At 54.7% G+C, this 19,628-nt stretch carries 18 protein-coding genes; all 18 read left to right on the top strand.

Annotation, left to right across the window (positions count from 1 at the left end):
- Nucleotides 1-747, top strand: a complete 747-nt coding sequence (gene wcaE / locus IM265_RS20695; RefSeq protein WP_028013796.1) for a colanic acid biosynthesis glycosyltransferase WcaE — start codon at nucleotides 1-3, stop codon at nucleotides 745-747.
- A gap of 15 nt (nucleotides 748-762) precedes the next feature.
- Nucleotides 763-1,311, top strand: coding sequence for a colanic acid biosynthesis acetyltransferase WcaF (gene wcaF / locus IM265_RS20690; RefSeq protein ID WP_045260414.1), 549 nt, complete (start codon nucleotides 763-765; stop codon nucleotides 1,309-1,311).
- Nucleotides 1,312-1,335: 24 nt separating this feature from the next.
- The gene (gene gmd / locus IM265_RS20685) at nucleotides 1,336-2,457 is read left to right on the top strand and encodes a GDP-mannose 4,6-dehydratase (protein ID WP_003863514.1); all 1,122 of its coding nucleotides are present in this window, start codon (nucleotides 1,336-1,338) and stop codon (nucleotides 2,455-2,457) included.
- A gap of 2 nt (nucleotides 2,458-2,459) precedes the next feature.
- Complete coding sequence (locus IM265_RS20680; RefSeq protein WP_024908102.1) at nucleotides 2,460-3,425, top strand: GDP-L-fucose synthase; 966 nt, start codon at nucleotides 2,460-2,462, stop codon at nucleotides 3,423-3,425.
- A gap of 2 nt (nucleotides 3,426-3,427) precedes the next feature.
- Entirely contained in the window at nucleotides 3,428-3,907 is a 480-nt protein-coding gene (locus IM265_RS20675; protein ID WP_074135958.1) for a GDP-mannose mannosyl hydrolase, read from the top strand.
- On the top strand, nucleotides 3,904-5,127 hold the full coding sequence (gene wcaI, locus IM265_RS20670; protein ID WP_048999741.1) for a colanic acid biosynthesis fucosyltransferase WcaI: 1,224 nt from the start codon (nucleotides 3,904-3,906) through the stop codon (nucleotides 5,125-5,127). The genes IM265_RS20675 and wcaI overlap by 4 nt, the downstream gene beginning before the upstream one ends.
- A gap of 3 nt (nucleotides 5,128-5,130) precedes the next feature.
- Complete coding sequence (cpsB, locus tag IM265_RS20665) at nucleotides 5,131-6,567, top strand: mannose-1-phosphate guanyltransferase (protein ID WP_028013792.1); 1,437 nt, start codon at nucleotides 5,131-5,133, stop codon at nucleotides 6,565-6,567.
- Between the two features lie 109 nt (nucleotides 6,568-6,676).
- Nucleotides 6,677-8,047, top strand: a complete 1,371-nt coding sequence (gene cpsG / locus IM265_RS20660; protein ID WP_041909126.1) for a colanic acid biosynthesis phosphomannomutase CpsG — start codon at nucleotides 6,677-6,679, stop codon at nucleotides 8,045-8,047.
- A 46-nt stretch (nucleotides 8,048-8,093) separates the two neighbouring features.
- Nucleotides 8,094-9,488: an undecaprenyl-phosphate glucose phosphotransferase gene (wcaJ, locus tag IM265_RS20655; protein ID WP_041909129.1), complete on the top strand. Its 1,395-nt coding sequence runs from the start codon at nucleotides 8,094-8,096 to the stop codon at nucleotides 9,486-9,488.
- Nucleotide 9,489: 1 nt separating this feature from the next.
- On the top strand, nucleotides 9,490-10,968 hold the full coding sequence (wzxC, locus tag IM265_RS20650; RefSeq protein WP_193030512.1) for a colanic acid undecaprenyl disphosphate flippase WzxC: 1,479 nt from the start codon (nucleotides 9,490-9,492) through the stop codon (nucleotides 10,966-10,968).
- Nucleotides 10,969-10,985: 17 nt separating this feature from the next.
- Nucleotides 10,986-12,266 (top strand): colanic acid biosynthesis pyruvyl transferase WcaK, encoded by a 1,281-nt coding sequence (gene wcaK / locus IM265_RS20645; protein WP_047363165.1) that lies wholly within the window; start codon nucleotides 10,986-10,988, stop codon nucleotides 12,264-12,266.
- On the top strand, nucleotides 12,263-13,483 hold the full coding sequence (gene wcaL, locus IM265_RS20640; RefSeq protein WP_193030514.1) for a colanic acid biosynthesis glycosyltransferase WcaL: 1,221 nt from the start codon (nucleotides 12,263-12,265) through the stop codon (nucleotides 13,481-13,483). The genes wcaK and wcaL overlap by 4 nt, the downstream gene beginning before the upstream one ends.
- Before the next feature lie 12 nt (nucleotides 13,484-13,495).
- The gene (wcaM, locus tag IM265_RS20635) at nucleotides 13,496-14,887 is read left to right on the top strand and encodes a colanic acid biosynthesis protein WcaM (protein ID WP_193030516.1); all 1,392 of its coding nucleotides are present in this window, start codon (nucleotides 13,496-13,498) and stop codon (nucleotides 14,885-14,887) included.
- 176 nt (nucleotides 14,888-15,063) lie between these two features.
- A complete protein-coding gene (galF, locus tag IM265_RS20630; protein ID WP_048957548.1) occupies nucleotides 15,064-15,960 on the top strand; it encodes a GalU regulator GalF in 897 nt (298 codons plus the stop codon).
- Nucleotides 15,961-16,312: 352 nt separating this feature from the next.
- Complete coding sequence (gene rfbB, locus IM265_RS20625) at nucleotides 16,313-17,395, top strand: dTDP-glucose 4,6-dehydratase (protein ID WP_193030518.1); 1,083 nt, start codon at nucleotides 16,313-16,315, stop codon at nucleotides 17,393-17,395.
- Nucleotides 17,396-17,397: 2 nt separating this feature from the next.
- Complete coding sequence (gene rfbD, locus IM265_RS20620; RefSeq protein WP_193030520.1) at nucleotides 17,398-18,297, top strand: dTDP-4-dehydrorhamnose reductase; 900 nt, start codon at nucleotides 17,398-17,400, stop codon at nucleotides 18,295-18,297.
- Nucleotides 18,298-18,346: 49 nt separating this feature from the next.
- Entirely contained in the window at nucleotides 18,347-19,225 is an 879-nt protein-coding gene (rfbA, locus tag IM265_RS20615) for a glucose-1-phosphate thymidylyltransferase RfbA (RefSeq protein ID WP_193030547.1), read from the top strand.
- A gap of 2 nt (nucleotides 19,226-19,227) precedes the next feature.
- Nucleotides 19,228-19,628, top strand: a 401-nt coding sequence (rfbC, locus tag IM265_RS20610; RefSeq protein WP_193056017.1) for a dTDP-4-dehydrorhamnose 3,5-epimerase, incomplete at its 3' end; no start/stop codon positions are given.

The following is a 19,628-nucleotide window of genomic DNA, read 5'->3' as shown; positions in this document are numbered from 1 at the left end:
ATGTTTCTTAGCGTCATTACTGTCGCTTTTCGTAATTACGAAGGGGTGGTAAAAACCTGGCGCTCGCTGCGCAACCTGGCGCGCGATCCAAGCCTCACCTTTGAGTGGATCGTGGTCGACGGCGGCTCGAACGATGGCACGGCGGAGTTTCTGGAAAAACTCAACGGTGAGTTCAACTTACGCTACATTAGCGAGAAAGATAAAGGCATCTACGATGCGATGAACAAGGGCATTACTATGGCCCAGGGCCGTTATGCCATCTTCCTCAACTCGGGCGATATTTTCCACGACGACGTGGCGCTGTTTGCTCGTCAGCTGGCGCGCCAGAAAGAGGATGCCATGTATATTGGCGATGCGCTGCTCGATTTTGGCGACGGGCATAAAGTCTGCCGCAGCGCCAAGCCAGGCTGGTATATCTACCACAGCCTGCCGGCCAGCCATCAGGCCATTTTCTTCCCGGTAAACGGTCTGAAAAAACAGCCTTACGATTTGCAGTACAAGGTGTCATCCGATTATGCGCTGGCCGCCAGCCTGTATAAATCAGGTTACCCGTTCCGTCGAATTAAAGGGCTGGTATCTGAATTTTCGATGGGCGGCGTGTCAACGTCTAATAATCTGGAATTATGCCAGGATGCAAAAAAGGTGCAGCGTCAAATATTACGCGTGCCGGGATTCTGGGCGGAATTGTCTTATTTATTACGCCTGCGTACGACAGGTAAAACGAAAACCTTATATAACAAAGCCTGAATATAAGGAAACGCAATGCAGGATTTAAAAGGTTTCTCCGTACCGAAAGGTTTTCGGGGCGGGAACGGTATTAAGGTACAGCTGTGGTGGGCGGTTCAGGCAACCTTATTTGCCTGGTCGCCGCAAATACTGTACCGCTGGCGAGCCTTTTTATTGCGCCTGTTTGGCGCAAAAATCGGAAAAAACGTAGTTATTCGACCTTCGGTGAAGATTACCTACCCCTGGAAATTAACCCTCGGGGATTATGCCTGGGTAGGGGATGACGCGGTGTTATATACCCTGGGCGAGATTACGATTGGCGCAAATTCGGTGGTTTCACAGAAGTGTTATTTGTGCACCGGCAGCCACGACTTTATGAGCCCGCATTTTGATATTACCGCTTCGCCTATTGTGATCGGTGAAAAGTGCTGGCTGGCAACGGATGTTTTTGTTGCACCAGGTATTTCTGTTGGCGATGGCACGGTAGTCGGTGCCCGCAGCAGCGTTTTTAAATCGCTACCGGCAAATAAAGTTTGCCGTGGCAACCCCGCAGTGGTGATACGCGAACGCGTTGAAACTGATTAAATTCATAAGTAGAGGAATATAAACATGTCTAAAGTCGCTCTCATCACCGGCGTTACCGGGCAGGATGGTTCTTACCTGGCAGAATTGCTGCTGGAGAAAGGGTATGAAGTGCACGGTATTAAGCGTCGTGCCTCTTCTTTCAACACCGAACGTGTGGATCACATCTATCAGGATCCTCACGCGGCAAACCCGAAATTCCACCTGCACTACGGCGACCTGACCGATACCTCCAACCTGACTCGTATCCTGCAGGAAGTACAGCCGGATGAAGTGTATAACCTGGGGGCGATGAGCCACGTAGCGGTCTCCTTCGAGTCCCCGGAATACACTGCTGACGTTGACGCCATGGGTACCCTGCGTCTGCTGGAGGCGATTCGCTTCCTCGGTCTTGAGAAGAAAACTCGCTTCTACCAGGCATCTACCTCCGAGCTGTACGGCCTGGTGCAGGAAATTCCACAGAAAGAGACCACGCCGTTCTACCCGCGCTCTCCGTATGCGGTAGCAAAACTGTACGCCTACTGGATCACCGTGAACTACCGTGAATCCTACGGTATGTACGCCTGTAACGGCATTCTGTTTAACCACGAATCTCCGCGTCGCGGCGAAACCTTCGTGACCCGCAAAATCACCCGCGCGATCGCCAACATTGCTCAGGGTCTGGAATCTTGCCTGCACCTCGGCAACATGGACTCCCTGCGTGACTGGGGCCATGCCAAAGACTACGTGAAAATGCAGTGGATGATGCTGCAGCAGGAACAGCCAGAAGACTTCGTTATCGCGACCGGCGTGCAGTACTCCGTGCGTCAGTTCGTTGAGATGGCTGCGGCGCAGCTGGGCATCAAACTGCGCTTCGAAGGCACGGGCGTGGAAGAGAAGGGTATCGTTGTGTCCGTGACCGGCCACGACGCGCCGGGCGTGAAGCCAGGCGACGTGATTGTGCAGGTTGACCCGCGTTACTTCCGTCCTGCTGAAGTAGAAACCCTGCTGGGCGACCCAACCAAAGCGCACGAGAAGCTGGGCTGGAAACCAGAAACCACTCTGCAGGAGATGGTTTCCGAGATGGTGGCCAAAGATCTTGAAGCAGCGAAAAAACACTCCCTGCTCAAGTCTCATGGCTACGAGGTTGCCATCGCGCTGGAGTCCTGAGAATGACAAAACAACGTATTTTTGTCGCCGGTCATCGCGGAATGGTGGGTTCCGCGATTGTCCGCCAGCTGGAACAGCGCGGTGACGTAGAAGTGATTGTCCGCACCCGTGACGAGCTGAACCTGCTCGACAGCCGTGCGGTACAGGACTTCTTTGCGAACGAACGCATTGACCAGGTGTATCTGGCGGCGGCGAAGGTGGGCGGCATTGTCGCTAACAACACCTACCCGGCGGATTTCATCTACGAGAACATGATGATCGAGAGCAACATCATTCACGCGGCGCATCTGCACAACGTGAACAAGCTGCTGTTCCTCGGTTCATCCTGTATCTACCCGAAGATGGCGAAGCAGCCGATCGCCGAAAGCGAGCTGCTGCAGGGCACGCTGGAAGCGACTAACGAGCCCTACGCGATTGCAAAAATTGCCGGGATCAAGCTGTGCGAGTCCTACAACCGTCAGTACAACCGCGACTATCGCTCGGTGATGCCGACTAACCTGTACGGACCGCACGACAACTTCCACCCGAGCAACTCGCACGTGATCCCGGCGCTGCTGCGTCGCTTCCACGAGGCGACTGCCGAAAACGCCCCGGACGTGGTGGTGTGGGGCAGCGGAACACCAATGCGCGAGTTCCTGCACGTGGACGACATGGCGGCTGCCAGCATTCACGTGATGGAGCTGGATCGCGAGGTGTGGCAGGAAAACACCGAGCCGATGCTGTCGCACATTAACGTGGGTACCGGCGTGGACTGCACCATTCGCGAGCTGGCGCAGACCATCGCGCAGGTGGTGGGCTACAAGGGCCGCGTAGTGTTTGACGCGACCAAACCGGACGGCACGCCGCGCAAGCTGCTGGACGTGACCCGTCTGCATCAGCTGGGCTGGTATCACGAGGTCTCACTGGAGCAGGGGCTGGCCAGCACCTACCAGTGGTTCCTGGAAAACCAGCACCGCTTCCGGGGGTAATGATGTTTTTAAGTCAGGAAGATTTTGCCACGGTAGTGCGTTCCACTCCGCTCATTTCGATTGATTTGATCGTGGAGAACGAACGCGGCGAGTTCTTGCTGGGGAAACGAACCAATCGTCCTGCACAGGGCTTCTGGTTCGTGCCCGGCGGGCGCGTGCAGAAGGATGAGACGCTGGTTGATGCATTTGAGCGTCTCACTCTGGCGGAGCTGGGCCTGCAGCTGCCGATGGCAGCGGGCCAGTTTTACGGGGTCTGGCAGCACTTCTATGACGATAACTTTTCGGGCACCGGGTTCTCCACGCACTACATCGTGCTGGGGTTCCGCCTGAAGGTGAGTGAGGCAGACCTGCGTCTGCCTGATTCTCAGCATGACGATTACCGCTGGCTAACGCCAGAGGCGCTGCTGGCAAGCGACAACGTCCATGACAACAGTCGGGCGTACTTCCTCGCGGAACGTCAGGCCGAGGTGCCAGGACTATGAAAATCCTCGTCTACGGAATTAACTACTCGCCGGAATTAACCGGTATCGGGAAATACACCGGCGAGATGGTGGAGTGGATGGCGAGCCAGGGACATGACGTGCGGGTGATTACTGCCCCGCCGTACTACCCGGAGTGGAAGGTAGGCGAACGCTATTCCAGCTGGCGCTATCGCCGCGAAGAGGGGGCCGCGACCGTCTGGCGCTGCCCTCTCTACGTGCCGAAACAGCCCTCGACGCTGAAACGTTTAATTCATCTGGGCAGCTTTGCCCTCAGCAGTTTCTTCCCGCTGATGGCGCAGCGTCGCTGGAAGCCGGATCGCATTATCGGCGTGGTGCCGACGCTGTTCTGCACGCCGGGCATGCGCCTGCTGGGAAAACTCTCCGGCGCGCGCACCCTGCTGCACATTCAGGATTATGAAGTGGACGCCATGCTCGGTCTGGGTATGGCCGGGAAAGGCAAGGGCGGCAAGGTGGCGAAGCTCGCCAGCGCCTTTGAGCGCAGTGGCTTACACAACGTGGATTACGTTTCGACGATCTCTCGCTCGATGATGAATAAGGCGCAGGAGAAGGGCGTCCCGGCGGAGAAGGTGATCTTCTTCCCGAACTGGTCCGAAGTGGCGCGTTTTCGCGACGTGACGGAGCAAGAGGCTCAGGCGCTGCGCGCCCGGCTCGGCTTGCCTGAAGACCAAAAAATCATTCTTTACTCAGGCAACATCGGCGAAAAGCAGGGGCTGGAGAGCGTTATTGAAGCGGCCCAGCTGCTGATCGAACAGCCGTGGACGTTTGTGATTGTCGGACAGGGCGGGGGAAAAGCGCGGCTGGAGAAGATGGCCAGTGAACGCGGCCTGACCAACGTGAAGTTTTTCCCGCTGCAATCGTACGACGCGCTGCCCGCGCTGCTGAAAATGGCGGATTGCCATCTGGTCGTGCAAAAACGCGGCGCGGCGGATGCGGTGCTGCCGTCCAAGCTGACCAACATTCTGGCAGTGGGCGGTAACGCGGTGATTACGGCCGAAGCCGAAACAGAATTAGGCCAGCTGTGTGACGGCTATCCGGGGATTGCCGTGTGCGTGGAGCCGGAATCGGTCCCGGCGCTGGTCACCGGCATTGAACAGGCACTCGCCATGCCAAAAGTGAACACGGTGGCACGTGAATATGCCGAACGCACGCTCGAGAAAGAGAACGTGCTGAGCCAATTTATTGCAGATATACGGGGATAAATCATGAGTCAAACCACTTTGTATCCGGTTGTGATGGCTGGTGGCTCTGGTAGCCGGTTGTGGCCGCTGTCCCGCGTGCTCTATCCAAAACAGTTCCTCTGCCTGAAAGGGGATCTCACCATGCTGCAGACGACGGTAAACCGTCTGCACGGCGTGGAGTGTGAAAGCCCGGTGGTGATTTGTAACGAACAGCACCGCTTTATCGTTGCCGAGCAGCTGCGCCAGCTGAACAAGCTCACGGAAAACATCATCCTGGAGCCTGCAGGACGTAATACCGCGCCCGCGATCGCCCTGGCGGCGCTGGCGGCAAAACGCAGCAGCCCTGACTGTGACCCGCTGATGCTGGTCCTGGCGGCAGATCACGTTATCCAGCAGGAAGACGCATTCCGCGACGCGGTGCGTGCCGCGATCCCTTACGCCGAGAGCGGCAAGCTGGTGACCTTCGGCATCGTGCCGGATCTGCCGGAAACCGGCTACGGTTACATCCGTCGCGGCAGCGTAACGCCGGGTGAGGGCGATAGCGTGGCGTTTGACGTGGCGCAGTTTGTCGAAAAACCGAATCTCGAAACCGCGCAGGCCTATGTCGCCAGCGGTGAATATTACTGGAACAGCGGGATGTTCCTGTTCCGCGCCGGACGCTATCTCGAAGAGCTGCGCAAATACCGCCCGGATATTCTGAACGCCTGCGAAAAAGCGATGGCGGTGGTGGACCCGGATCTCGACTTTATCCGCGTGGATGAAGAGGCGTTCCTCGCCTGTCCGGAAGAGTCTATCGACTACGCCGTGATGGAACGCACGGCTGACGCGGTGGTAGTACCGATGGATGCAGGCTGGAGCGACGTTGGCTCCTGGTCCTCCCTGTGGGAGATCAGCGCCCATACCCCGGAGGGTAACGTCCATCACGGCGATGTGATTAGCCACAAAACCGAAAACAGCTACGTTTACGCCGAGTCTGGCCTCGTCACCACCGTCGGGGTAAAGGATCTGGTGGTTGTCCAGACCAAAGACGCGGTGCTGATTGCCGACCGTAACGCCGTGCAGGACGTTAAAAAAGTGGTTGAGAAGATCAAGGCCGATGGCCGTCACGAACACCACATTCACCGTGAAGTGTACCGTCCGTGGGGCAAATATGACTCCATCGACGCGGGTGACCGCTATCAGGTGAAGCGCATCACCGTGAAGCCGGGCGAGGGGCTGTCGGTGCAGATGCACCATCACCGCGCTGAACACTGGGTGGTGGTGGCGGGTACGGCCAAAGTGACCATCGACGGCGAAGTGAAGCTGCTGGGTGAAAACGAGTCCATTTATATTCCGCTGGGCGCCACGCACTGTCTGGAAAACCCGGGGAAAATTCCTCTCGATTTAATTGAGGTGCGCTCCGGCTCGTATCTGGAAGAGGACGATATTGTGCGCTTCCAGGATCGCTACGGGCGCGTGTAGCACGCCGCATCATGCCCGGCGGCGCTGCGCCTGCCGGGCCTACGAATGACAAAAATAAATTTGGCCATTAAGTGGTCAGGGCCAACTGTTGCCTGAAAAAGGGGTCATCATGGAAAAATTAACCTGTTTTAAAGCCTACGATATTCGCGGCAAGCTGGGCGAAGAGCTGAATGAAGACATCGCGTGGCGCATCGGTCGCGCGTACGGCGAATATTTAAAACCTAAGACCATCGTGCTGGGCGGCGACGTGCGTCTGACCAGCGAATCCCTGAAGCTGGCGCTGGCAAAAGGGCTGCAGGACGCGGGCGTGGACGTGCTGGACATCGGCCTGTCCGGTACCGAAGAGATCTATTTTGCCACCTTCCACCTCGGCGTGGACGGCGGTATCGAAGTGACGGCCAGCCACAACCCGATGGACTACAACGGCATGAAGCTGGTGCGCAAGGGCGCGCGCCCGATTAGCGGCGACACCGGTCTGCGCGACGTGCAGCGCCTCGCGGAAGCCAACGACTTCCCGCCGGTGAACGACGCGAAGCGCGGCAGCTACAAACAGATTAACCTGCAGAAAGAGTACATCGACCACCTGCTGGGCTACATCAACGTGGCGAACCTCAAGCCGCTGAAGCTGGTCATCAACTCTGGTAACGGCGCGGCAGGCCCGGTTGTCGATGCGCTGGAAGCCCGCTTTAAGGCGCTGAACGTGCCGGTGACCTTCGTCAAGGTACACAACACGCCGGACGGTAACTTCCCGAACGGTATTCCTAACCCGCTGCTGCCGGAGTGCCGCGACGACACCCGTAACGCGGTGATTGAGCACGGTGCCGATATGGGCATCGCCTTCGACGGCGACTTCGACCGCTGCTTCCTGTTCGACGAGAAAGGGCAGTTTATCGAAGGCTACTACATCGTTGGCCTGCTGGCGGAAGCGTTCCTCGAGAAAAATCCGGGCGCGAAGATCATTCACGATCCGCGTCTTTCCTGGAACACCGTCGACGTGGTGAAGGCCGCGGGCGGCGAGCCGGTGATGTCTAAAACCGGCCATGCCTTCATCAAAGAGCGCATGCGCGAAGAAGACGCCATCTACGGCGGCGAGATGAGCGCGCACCACTATTTCCGTGATTTTGCCTACTGCGACAGCGGGATGATCCCGTGGCTGCTGGTGACCGAGCTGCTGTGCCTGAAGGGGCAGAGCCTGGGCGAGCTGGTGCGCGACCGCATGGCGGCCTTCCCGGCGAGCGGGGAGATCAACAGCAAGCTGGCGCAGCCGGCCGAGGCGATTGCCCGCGTAGAACAGCACTTTGCCATTCACGCGCTGGAGATTGACCGTACGGACGGCATCAGCATGGCGTTCCCGCAGTGGCGCTTTAACCTGCGTTCGTCCAACACCGAGCCGGTGGTGCGCCTGAACGTGGAATCCCGCGCTGATACGGCGCTGATGGAAGCCCGAACGAAGGACATTCTGGCGCTGTTGAATCAGTAACAATTGCCCCTCCCGGCGGGAGGGGGAACCGAATACAGGAACAACGATGACGAATCTAAAAAAACGCGAACGAGCGAGAACGAATGCATCGTTAATCTCTATGGTGCAGCGTTTTTCTGATATCACCATCATGGTCGGTGGATTGTGGGCGGTGTGTCGGATCAGCGGGCTGCCGTTCTTATATATGCATCTTCTGATGGCCCTGATTGCGCTGGTTGTGTTTCAGATGATCGGCGGAATGACCGATTTCTACCGCTCGTGGCGCGGCGTGAAAATGACCACCGAACTGATGCTGCTGCTGCAGAACTGGACTCTGAGCCTGATCTTCAGCGCCGGTCTGGTGGCGTTCAGCCATGATTTTGACAACCGCTTCGTGACCTATCTCTGCTGGTACCTGCTAACCAGCGTCGGCATGGTCGTGTGCCGTTCCCTGATCCGCTTTGGCGCGGGCTGGCTGCGTAACCGCGGCTATAACCGTCGTTTCGTCGCCGTAGCGGGTGATTTACCGGTCGGGAGAGTGCTGCTCGACAGCTTCCGCAAAGAGCCGTGGTTAGGGTTTGAAGTGGTGGGGATTTACCACGACGCGAAGCCGGGCGGCGTGCCTGCGGACTGGGCGGGCAATTACGCGCAGCTTATTGAAGACGCGAAGGCCGGAAAAATTCATAACGTCTATATCGCCATGCAGATGAAAGACGAAACCCGCATCAAGCAGCTGATGCGCGAGCTGGCGGACACCACCTGTTCGGTGATCCTGATCCCGGACGTGTTTACCTTCAACATTCTGCACTCCCGCATTGAAGAGGTGAACGGCGTGCCGGTGGTACCGCTGTACGACACGCCGCTGTCGGGTATTAACCGCGTGCTCAAGCGCGTGGAAGATATCGTACTCTCTTCCCTGATTTTACTGCTCATTTCCCCGGTGCTGTGCTGCATCGCTCTGGCGGTGAAGCTGAGCTCTCCCGGCCCGGTTATCTTCCGTCAGACCCGCTACGGCATGGACGGTAAGCCAATCATGGTGTGGAAATTCCGCTCCATGAAGGTGATGGAGAACGACAAGGTGGTGACCCAGGCGACGCAGAACGATCCGCGCGTCACCCGCGTGGGGAACTTCCTGCGCCGCACTTCGCTTGACGAGCTGCCGCAGTTCATCAACGTCTTTACCGGCGGCATGTCGATTGTTGGCCCGCGTCCGCACGCGGTGGCGCATAACGAGCAGTACCGTTCGCTGATTGAAGGCTACATGCTGCGCCATAAGGTGAAGCCGGGCATCACCGGCTGGGCGCAGATCAACGGCTGGCGCGGCGAGACCGACACGCTGGAAAAAATGGAAAAACGCATCGAGTTCGATCTGGAGTACATCCGCGAGTGGAGCCTCTGGTTCGATATCAAGATTGTTTTTCTGACCATCTTCAAAGGTTTCGTGAACAAAGCGGCGTACTAAGATGAGCTTACGTGAAAAAACCATCAGCGGCGCCAAGTGGTCAGCGATGGCGACCATCGTCATCATTGGTCTCGGCCTGGTGCAGATGACGGTGCTGGCGCGCATTATCGATAACCACCAGTTCGGCCTGCTGACCGTCTCGCTGGTGATTATCGCGCTGGCCGACACGCTGTCTGACTTTGGTATCGCCAACTCGATTATCCAGCGCAAAGAGATCAGCCATCTCGAGCTGACCACGCTCTACTGGCTGAACGTCGGGCTGGGCATTTTCGTGTTTGTGCTGGTGTTCCTGCTGAGCGACGTGATTGCCAGCGTGCTGCACAACCCGGATCTCGCCCCGCTGATGCGCACGCTGTCGTTTGCCTTTGTGGTGATCCCGCACGGGCAGCAGTTCCGCGCGCTGATGCAGAAAGAGCTGGAGTTCAACAAGATCGGCATGATCGAGACCAGCGCGGTGCTGGCGGGCTTTACCTTTACCGTGGTGAGCGCCCATTTCTGGCCGCTGGCGATGACCGCCATCCTCGGTTACCTGGTTAACTCTGCCGTGCGTACGCTGCTGTTCGGCTACTTTGGCCGCAAGATTTATCGTCCGGGGCTGCACTTCTCTCTCGCGTCCGTCTCGTCCAACCTGCGCTTTGGCGCGTGGCTGACGGCGGACAGCATTATTAACTATGTGAATACCAACCTCTCGACGCTGGTGCTGGCGCGCATCCTGGGCGCGAGCGTGGCGGGGGGCTACAACCTGGCCTATAACGTTGCGGTTGTTCCTCCTATGAAGCTGAACCCCATTATCACCCGCGTGCTGTTCCCGGCGTTCGCCAAGATTCAGGACGACACCGAGAAGCTGCGCGTCAACTTCTACAAGCTGCTTTCCGTGGTGGGGATTATCAACTTCCCGGTGCTGCTGGGGCTGATGGTGGTTTCCAGCAACTTCGTGCCGCTGGTGTTTGGCGAGAAGTGGAACGGCATTATCCCGATCCTGCAGCTGCTGTGCGTGGTGGGGCTGCTGCGCTCCGTGGGCAATCCGATTGGTTCTCTGCTGATGGCGAAGGCGCGCGTGGATATCAGCTTTAAATTCAACGTGTTCAAAACTTTCCTGTTTATTCCGGCGATTATCGTCGGCGGGCATATGGCGGGCGCCATCGGCGTCACGCTGGGCTTCCTGCTGGTGCAGATCGTCAATACCGTTCTGAGCTACTTCATCATGATCAAACCGGTGCTGGGCTCCAGCTACCGTCAGTACATCCTGAGCCTGTGGCTGCCGTTCTATCTCTCATTGCCGACCCTGGCGGTGAGCTACGGTCTGGGCATTATCCTCAGCGGGCATCTGCCGCTGGCCGCGCTGCTGGCGGTGCAGGTTGCCGCGGGCGCGCTGGCGTTTGGCGTGATGATTGTGCTGTCGCGCAACGCGCTGGTGGTAGAGATGAAGCGCCAGTTTTGCCGTAACGAAAAAATGAAAACGCTGCTTCGCGCAGGCTAGTTCTTTAAGAGGCCATTATGAAATTATTAATTCTTGGCAACCATACCTGTGGCAACCGTGGCGACAGCGCCATCCTGCGCGGTTTACTGGATGCAATTAACACCCTTAAACCTGAGACTGAAGTGGACGTGATGAGCCGTTATCCGGTCAGCTCATCCTGGTTACTGAACCGCCCGGTGATGGGCGACCCGCTTTACAGCCAGATGAAACAGCACAATAACGCCGCGGGCGTGATGGGGCGCGTGAAGAAAGTGCTGCGCCGTCGCTACCAGCATCAGGTGCTGCTTTCCCGCGTCACAGACACCGGCAGGCTGCGCAACATCGCAATCGCGCAGGGATTTACGGACTTCGTGCGTCTGCTTTCCGGCTATGACGCCATTATTCAGGTCGGCGGCTCGTTCTTCGTCGATCTTTACGGCGTGCCGCAGTTTGAGCATGCGCTGTGCACGTTCATGGCGAAAAAGCCGCTGTTTATGATCGGCCACAGCGTCGGGCCGTTCCAGGATCCGCAGTTTAACCAACTGGCAAATTATGTGTTTGGCCACTGCGACGCGCTGATCCTGCGTGAATCGGTCAGCCTCGACATGATGAAGCGTAGCGAAATTGACACCTCTAAAGTAGAACACGGCGTGGATACCGCCTGGCTGGTGGATCACCAGGACGATAACTTCCAGCCGAGCTACGCGGTGCAGCACTGGCTCGACGTGACGGCGAAACAGAAGACCGTTGCGATTACCCTGCGTGAACTCGCCCCGTTCGATAAGCGTCTTGGCACCACCCAGGCAGCCTATGAGAAAGCGTTCGCCGACGTGGTGAACCGCGTACTGGACAGCGGTTACCAGGTGCTGGCGCTCTCAACCTGTACCGGCATCGACAGCTACAACAAAGATGACCGCATGGTAGCGCTGAACCTGCGCAATCTGGTGAACGACCCGTCCCGCTACCACGTGGTGATGGACGAGCTGAACGACCTGGAGATGGGTAAACTGCTCGCAGCCTGCGACCTGACCGTGGGCACCCGTCTGCACTCGGCGATTATCTCCATGAACTTTGGCACGCCGGCCATCGCCATTAACTATGAGCACAAGTCCGCCGGGATTATGCAGCAGCTTGGCATGCCGGAAATGGCCGTGGATATTCGTCATCTGCTGGACGGATCGCTCGGTGCAATGGTGGGGGACACCCTGGGTCAACTGCCCGCGATCAATGAACGCCTGGCGGTGGCGGTGAAAGCCGAGCGCGAGAAGGGCATTGGAATGGTGAAATCGGTGCTTGAACGCGTGCGGGAGGGGAAATGAAGGTTGGTTTCTTCTTACTGAAATTTCCGCTGTCTTCTGAGACCTTTGTACTGAACCAAATCACCGCGTTTATCGATATGGGATATGACGTGGAGATCGTTGCCCTGCAAAAGGGCGACACCAAAAATACCCATGCGGCGTATGCCCAGTATGGGCTGGAGGCGAAGACCCGCTGGCTGCAGGACGAACCGGCCGGGAAGCTGAGCAAGCTACGCTACCGGGCCAGCCAGACGTTACGCGGGATCCACCGCGCGTCGACGTGGCGCGCGCTGAACGTTTCCCGCTATGGATCGGAATCTCGCAATTTAATTCTGTCGGCCATCTGCGGGCAAACGGCGCAGCCGTATCGTGCCGACGTGTTTATCGCCCACTTTGGCCCGGCGGGGGTCACCGCCGCGAAACTGCGTGAGCTTGGCGTAATTGACGGCAAAATTGCGACCATCTTCCACGGTATCGACATTTCCAGCCGCGAGGTGCTGAACCACTACACGCCGGAGTATCAGGAGCTTTTCCGCCGCGGCGACATGATGCTGCCCATCAGCGACCTGTGGGCCGGACGACTGAAAAGCATGGGCTGTCCGGGGGAGAAAATTGCCGTGTCGCGTATGGGCGTGGATTTAACGCGCTTCACTCGCCGCCCGGTTAAGGTGCCGGGAAAACCGCTGCAGATCATCTCCGTAGCCCGTCTGACCGAGAAGAAAGGTCTGCACGTGGCCATCGAAGCCTGCCGACAGCTGAAGGCGCGCGGGGTGGCGTTCCACTATCGCATTCTCGGCATTGGCCCGTGGGAACGTCGTCTGCGCACGCTTATCGAACAGTATCAGCTGGACGATGTCGTGGAGATGCCGGGCTTCAAGCCGAGCCATGAGGTTAAAGCCATGCTCGATGAGGCGGACGTGTTCCTGCTGCCTTCGGTAACGGGCGCCGATGGCGATATGGAAGGCATTCCGGTGGCGCTGATGGAGGCGATGGCCGTTGGGATCCCGGTGGTATCGACGCTGCACAGCGGGATCCCGGAGCTGATCAAATCTGATCATTCCGGCTGGCTGGTGCCGGAGAATAACGCGATGGCTCTTGCGGATCGATTGGCTGCCTTCAGCGACATCGACCAGCAGGCGCTGGAGCCTGTGCTCAAGAATGCCCGACAAAAAGTTGAAACCGATTTTAACCAGCAGGTAATCAATCGCCAGTTAGCGAGCCTGCTGCAAACGCTGTAACGCCGAGGTTGTATGCTGAAAAAGATTACCCGACGCACCTTTGTCTCTTCTCTGTCTGTTCTGGCGGCCTCGCCGCTGCTGTCGTCCCGCATGGCGCGGGCGGCAAGCGGAAAGACGGTCTCCATTAATCAGTACAATAACAACGACTGGATCGCCGCTTTTAAGCAGGCGTTTAAGGACGGTGACACCGTCGTTGTCCCGGCCGGACTTACCTGCGAAAACATCAATACGGGCATTTTCATTCCCGACGGTAAAACGCTGCTGATCCGCGGAGCGTTGACCGGCAACGGACGTGGGCGTTTTGTGCTGCAGGAAGGCTGCAAAGTGATCGGTGAAGGCAGCGGGCGCACGGAGAACATCACGCTCGACATTCGCGGCTCGGACTGCGCGATCAAAGGGCTGGCGATGAGCGGATTTGGGCCGGTGACGCAGATTTACATTGGCGGCAAGAAACCGCGCGTGATGCGCAATCTGGTGATTGATAACATCAGCGTGAGCCAGGCTAACTACGCCATCCTGCGCCAGGGCTTTCACAATCAGGTTGATGGCGCCCGGATCACCAACAGCAAATTCAGCCATCTGCAGGGCGATGCGATCGAGTGGAACGTGGCCATCAATGACCGCAATATTCTGATCTCCGATCATGTGATCGATAACATCAACTGCACCAACGGTAAGATCAACTGGGGCATCGGCATCGGCCTTGCCGGCAGCACCTACGATAACGACTACCCGGAAAAGCAAACCGTGAAGAACTTCGTGGTGGCAAATATCACCGGCAGCAACTGTCGCCAGCTGGTGCACGTTGAGAACGGGAAACACTTTGTTATCCGCAATATAAAGGCCAAAAATATTACCCCCGATTTTAGTAAAAAGGCGGGTATAGACAACGCAACGGTCGCCATTTATGGCTGTGATAATTTCATTATTGATAATGTCGACATGGTCAATAGTGCCGGAATGTTAATCGGCTATGGCGTAATTAAAGGCGATTATTTGTCCATCCCGCAGAACTTCAAGCTTAACAATATCCATCTGGATAATCGCCAGCTAGCGTATAAGCTGCGCGGAATTCAAGTTTCATCCGGTAATGCGACCTCCTTTGTAGCGATCACCAACGTGGAGATGAAGCGGGCGACGCTTGAGCTGCACAATAAGCCGCAGCATCTTTTCTTACGTAATATCAACGTGATGCAGGAGGCAGCTATTGGCCCCGCGCTGAAGATCAACTTCGACCTGCGTAAAGATGTGCGGGGTAAATTTATGGCCAAAGACGAAACCTTGCTGTCGCTGGCGAACATTAAAGCGGTGAATGAGAAGGGGCAGAGTTCGGTGGATATTGACCGGGTGGATCAGCAGGTAGTGAATGTGGAAAGGCTGAATTTTGCGCTTCCGCACAGATAATCGACAACTTTCTTTTTTGAGACTATTCCTGGCACAGAAGTGTGATCTATTCAGATTACAACTACAGAAATTTGTGGGGCTAAGGCGTAACATTGTCAGAGGATTACGGCAAATCATGCTGGCGAAAACAGGTTTAAGAGCTATAATTCGTCAACCATTTTAAGGTGGAAGAAATAATGATTAATTTGAAAGCAGTCATTCCGGTAGCAGGCCTGGGCATGCATATGCTGCCAGCCACTAAAGCCATCCCTAAAGAGATGCTGCCGATTGTCGACAAACCGATGATTCAATATATCGTCGACGAGATTGTTGCTGCAGGGATCAAAGAAATCGTCCTGGTTACCCATTCGTCCAAGAATGCGGTTGAGAACCACTTCGACACCTCTTACGAACTCGAAGCGCTGCTTGAGCAGCGCGTCAAACGCCAGCTGCTGGCAGAAGTGCAGTCAATCTGCCCGCCAGGCGTAACCATTATGAACGTGCGTCAGGCACAGCCGCTGGGTCTGGGTCACTCGATTTTGTGTGCCCGTCCGGTAGTGGGTGATAACCCATTCATCGTTGTTCTTCCGGACATCATCATCGATACCGCTTCAGCCGATCCGCTGCGTTACAACCTGGCGGCAATGGTGGCTCGTTTCAATGAAACCGGCCGTAGCCAGGTGCTGGCGAAACGCATGAAGGGCGATCTTTCCGAGTACTCCGTTATCCAGACAAAAGAAGCGCTGGAGACGGAAGGGCAGGTGAGCCGCATCGTTGAGTTCATCGAAAAACCCGATCAGCCGCAGACGCTGGATTCGGATCTGATGGCGGTTGGCCGTTATGTTCTGAATGCCGATATCTGGGCGGAACTGGAAAAAACTGAGCCAGGCGCCTGGGATCGTATCCAGTTGACCGATGCAATTGCAGCACTGGCGAAAAAACAGTCCGTTGACGCAATGCTGATGACAGGTGACAGCTACGACTGCGGTAAGAAGCTGGGATACATGCAGGCGTTTGTGAACTATGGGCTGCGCAATCTGAAGGAAGGGGCGAAGTTCAGAAACCGGATTGAGAAGCTGTTGGCTAACGACTGATATTCATTCCGCGTCCATAACAAACGGCAGTTATCATTTTTGGTGTTGAGACATAACCAAAATGATAACTGCCGTTTTTTGTTATTAATTTTAATGATTACATAGGGTTATCTGATTCAAATCTCAGCAGCTTTGTAGCGATTTGTGCTTGTTTCTCTGGTCGTTTAGGACGACAATTAACGCCAGTTTTTGTCTGTAACCAGACAAGCAAAATCATTAATCAAACATCGCTCAGTGCACTGGTAGCTGTTAAGCCAGGGGCGGTAGCGTGCTCAATTTCTGAAACCGTTATTAAACACTCAGGTTTCAGAACCCCAGTATCCAGACATATACACTAGACGGAACAGATAACGTGAAAATTCTTGTGACGGGCGGGGCTGGTTTTATCGGCTCAGCGGTTGTGCGACATATTATTAAAAATACACAGGACGATGTCGTCAATGTAGATAAGCTCACCTATGCCGGAAATCTGGAGTCGCTAACAGAAGTTAGTGATAGCAACCGATATGCCTTTGAGCATGCCGATATTTGCGACAAAGACGCCATGGATCGGATCTTTGCAAAACATAAGCCTGATGCGGTAATGCATCTGGCTGCTGAAAGCCACGTTGACCGTTCTATTACGGGCCCGGCAGCGTTTATCGAAACCAATATCGTCGGCACTTATGTGCTTCTGGAAGCCGCCCGTGCGTACTGGTCCACGCTTGATGAGCAGGCGAAGAAAGCGTTTCGTTTCCATCACATCTCTACCGACGAAGTGTATGGAGATTTGCCGCATCCTGATGAGCATCCTGCATCAACTGAGCTGCCACTCTTTACTGAAACTACCGCGTATGCGCCCAGCAGTCCGTATTCAGCGTCAAAAGCCTCCAGCGATCATCTCGTTCGTGCCTGGATGCGTACCTACGGTTTCCCGACCATCGTCACCAACTGTTCAAATAACTATGGCCCTTACCATTTCCCGGAAAAACTGATTCCGCTGGTTATCCTGAATGCATTGGACGGCAAAGCGCTGCCTATTTACGGCAAGGGCGATCAAATCCGCGACTGGCTCTATGTTGAAGACCATGCGCGTGCACTTTATACCGTGGTCACCCAAGGGAAACCGGGGGAGACGTACAACATTGGTGGACATAACGAAAAGCAAAACCTGGATGTGGTGCATACGATTTGCGATCTGCTGGATGAGATTGTGCCTAAAGAGGGGTCGTATCGCGATCAGATTACCTATGTTGCTGACCGTCCGGGGCATGACCGCCGCTATGCCATTGATGCACATAAAATTGCTACTGAGTTAGGGTGGAAGCCTCAGGAGACCTTTGAAAGTGGCATTCGTAAGACAGTTGAGTGGTACTTAAGCAATCAAGATTGGGTTAACAACGTGAAAAGCGGTGCTTATAAAAGTTGGATCGAGCAGAACTACGGGGAACGTTAATAATGAATATTCTTCTGTTCGGTAAAACAGGGCAGGTGGGGTGGGAACTCCAGCGTGCACTGGCCCCACTAGGTAACTTGGTAGCGGTCGATGTGCATTCAAAAGAGTATTGCGGGGACTTTAGGAACCCTGAAGGAATTGCGGAAACCGTTCGTATAATTAAACCAGACGTCATTGTCAATGCGGCGGCGCATACAGCAGTAGATAAGGCTGAATCTGAGCCTGATTTTGCCAGACTCCTCAACGCAATTAGCGTTGAAGCTATAGCTAAAGAAGCCGCAAAAATAGACGCATGGGTTATTCACTACTCTACCGATTATGTATTCCCCGGTGACGGTGAAAAGCCATGGCGTGAAACAGATTCGACTGCTCCGTTGAATGTATACGGTGAGACAAAACTTGAAGGTGAAAAGGCATTGCAGGCGCATTGTCCTAAGCATCTTATTTTCCGTACCAGTTGGGTATATGCGGGGAAGGGCAACAATTTCGCTAAAACGATGCTGCGGCTCGCAAAAGAGCGTCAGGAACTCTCCGTAATCAACGATCAAGTTGGTGCCCCGACGGGCGCTGAGTTGTTAGCAGACTGCACAGCGCATGCTATTCGCGTCGCAATGATAAAGCCTGAAGTTGCTGGTCTCTACCATCTGGTCGCGTCGAATACGACAACCTGGTATGACTATGCGGCACTGGTGTTTGAAGAGGCCAGAAAAGCAGGTGTCGAGTTGGCCATTGAAAAACTTAATGCTGTTCCAACATCGGCTTACCCAACTCCTGCACGTCGACCACAGAATTCACGCTTGAACACAGAGAAGTTTCAGTCGAATTTTGGTCTTGTACTCCCTTCCTGGGATATTGGCGTAAAACGGATGCTCGCTGAGCTCTTTACGACTCAATCAATTTAATGAGATAAATGTCCTTATATGGGCATTTGGTATTTATAGAGAAAAAATGATGGCTACGCGTAAAGGTATTATTCTTGCCGGTGGATCTGGCACTCGTTTGTACCCGGTGACCATGGCGGTGAGTAAACAGCTACTGCCAATTTATGACAAACCAATGATTTACTACCCGCTGTCAACACTTATGCTGGCAGGGATAAAAGATATTCTTATTATCAGCACTCCACAAGACACGCCACGTTTTGAACAATTGCTGGGTGATGGCAGCCAGTGGGGACTGAATCTGCAATATAAAGTACAGCCAAGCCCAGATGGCCTTGCGCAGGCATTTATCATCGGTGAAGAGTTTATCGGCGATGACAGCTGTGCTCTGGTGTTGGGTGACAATATTTTCTACGGACATGACCTGCCGAAGCAACTTGAAGCTGCAGTAAATAAAGATGATGGTGCTACAGTATTTGCCTATCATGTTAATGATCCTGAGCGCTATGGTGTGGTGGAGTTTGATAAGAACGGCACCGCAATCAGTCTGGAAGAAAAACCGTTAGAACCGAAGAGTAATTACGCCGTTACTGGTCTGTATTTCTATGATAATGGCGTGGTTGAAATGGCAAAAAATCTGAAGCCGTCTGCGCGTGGTGAGTTAGAAATTACAGATATTAACCGTGTATATCTTGAGCAGGGGCGCCTTTCTGTTGCAATGATGGGGCGTGGGTACGCGTGGTTGGATACGGGGACTCATCAGAGTCTGATAGAAGCAAGTAATTTCATTGCGACAATTGAAGAGCGTCAGGGTTTAAAAGTTTCCTGCCCGGAAGAAATAGCATTCCGTAAGGGATTTATCAATGCAGAACAAGTTAAAAAGCTAGCGATCCCTTTATCGAAAAATGTTTACGGGCAGTATTTAATTAAAATGATTAAAGGTTACTAATAATGAATGTAATCAAGACAGATATACCAGATTTATTAATTTTTGAACCGACAGTTTTCGGCGATGAACGTGGTTTTTTCATGGAAAGCTTTAATCAGCAAATATTTGAAAAGGCAGTAGGACGTAAGGTTGAGTTTGTTCAAGATAATCACTCGAAGTCAAGTAAGGGGGTGCTACGTGGACTGCATTATCAATTACCTCCCTTCGCCCAGGCAAAGTTGGTTCGCTGTGTTGTTGGTGAGGTATATGATGTTGCAGTTGATATTCGTCGTGAATCACCAACATTTACACAATGGGTTGGGGTAAAGCTATCAGCAGAAAATAAGCGACAACTTTGGATCCCAGAAGGATTCGCTCACGGCTTTTTAGTTTTAAGCGAAGTGGCCGAGTTTGTATATAAAAC

Source organism: Enterobacter cloacae complex sp. P17RS (assembly GCF_014895885.1).
Lineage (GTDB): Bacteria > Pseudomonadota > Gammaproteobacteria > Enterobacterales > Enterobacteriaceae > Enterobacter > Enterobacter bugandensis.
The sequence above is the reverse complement of the archived record's forward strand: the minus strand, read 5'-3'. Positions and strand labels throughout refer to the sequence as shown.

What these genes read in the sequence shown, in the direction of transcription:
- wcaE (WP_028013796.1), top strand. Translation starts at nt 1, where the DNA reads ATGTTTCTTAGCGTCATTACTGTCGCTTTTCGTAATTACGAAGGGGTG.
- wcaF (WP_045260414.1), top strand. Translation starts at nt 763, where the DNA reads ATGCAGGATTTAAAAGGTTTCTCCGTACCGAAAGGTTTTCGGGGCGGG.
- gmd (WP_003863514.1), top strand. Translation starts at nt 1,336, where the DNA reads ATGTCTAAAGTCGCTCTCATCACCGGCGTTACCGGGCAGGATGGTTCT.
- IM265_RS20680 (WP_024908102.1), top strand. Translation starts at nt 2,460, where the DNA reads ATGACAAAACAACGTATTTTTGTCGCCGGTCATCGCGGAATGGTGGGT.
- IM265_RS20675 (WP_074135958.1), top strand. Translation starts at nt 3,428, where the DNA reads ATGTTTTTAAGTCAGGAAGATTTTGCCACGGTAGTGCGTTCCACTCCG.
- wcaI (WP_048999741.1), top strand. Translation starts at nt 3,904, where the DNA reads ATGAAAATCCTCGTCTACGGAATTAACTACTCGCCGGAATTAACCGGT.
- cpsB (WP_028013792.1), top strand. Translation starts at nt 5,131, where the DNA reads ATGAGTCAAACCACTTTGTATCCGGTTGTGATGGCTGGTGGCTCTGGT.
- cpsG (WP_041909126.1), top strand. Translation starts at nt 6,677, where the DNA reads ATGGAAAAATTAACCTGTTTTAAAGCCTACGATATTCGCGGCAAGCTG.
- wcaJ (WP_041909129.1), top strand. Translation starts at nt 8,094, where the DNA reads ATGACGAATCTAAAAAAACGCGAACGAGCGAGAACGAATGCATCGTTA.
- wzxC (WP_193030512.1), top strand. Translation starts at nt 9,490, where the DNA reads ATGAGCTTACGTGAAAAAACCATCAGCGGCGCCAAGTGGTCAGCGATG.
- wcaK (WP_047363165.1), top strand. Translation starts at nt 10,986, where the DNA reads ATGAAATTATTAATTCTTGGCAACCATACCTGTGGCAACCGTGGCGAC.
- wcaL (WP_193030514.1), top strand. Translation starts at nt 12,263, where the DNA reads ATGAAGGTTGGTTTCTTCTTACTGAAATTTCCGCTGTCTTCTGAGACC.
- wcaM (WP_193030516.1), top strand. Translation starts at nt 13,496, where the DNA reads ATGCTGAAAAAGATTACCCGACGCACCTTTGTCTCTTCTCTGTCTGTT.
- galF (WP_048957548.1), top strand. Translation starts at nt 15,064, where the DNA reads ATGATTAATTTGAAAGCAGTCATTCCGGTAGCAGGCCTGGGCATGCAT.
- rfbD (WP_193030520.1), top strand. Translation starts at nt 17,398, where the DNA reads ATGAATATTCTTCTGTTCGGTAAAACAGGGCAGGTGGGGTGGGAACTC.
- rfbA (WP_193030547.1), top strand. Translation starts at nt 18,347, where the DNA reads ATGGCTACGCGTAAAGGTATTATTCTTGCCGGTGGATCTGGCACTCGT.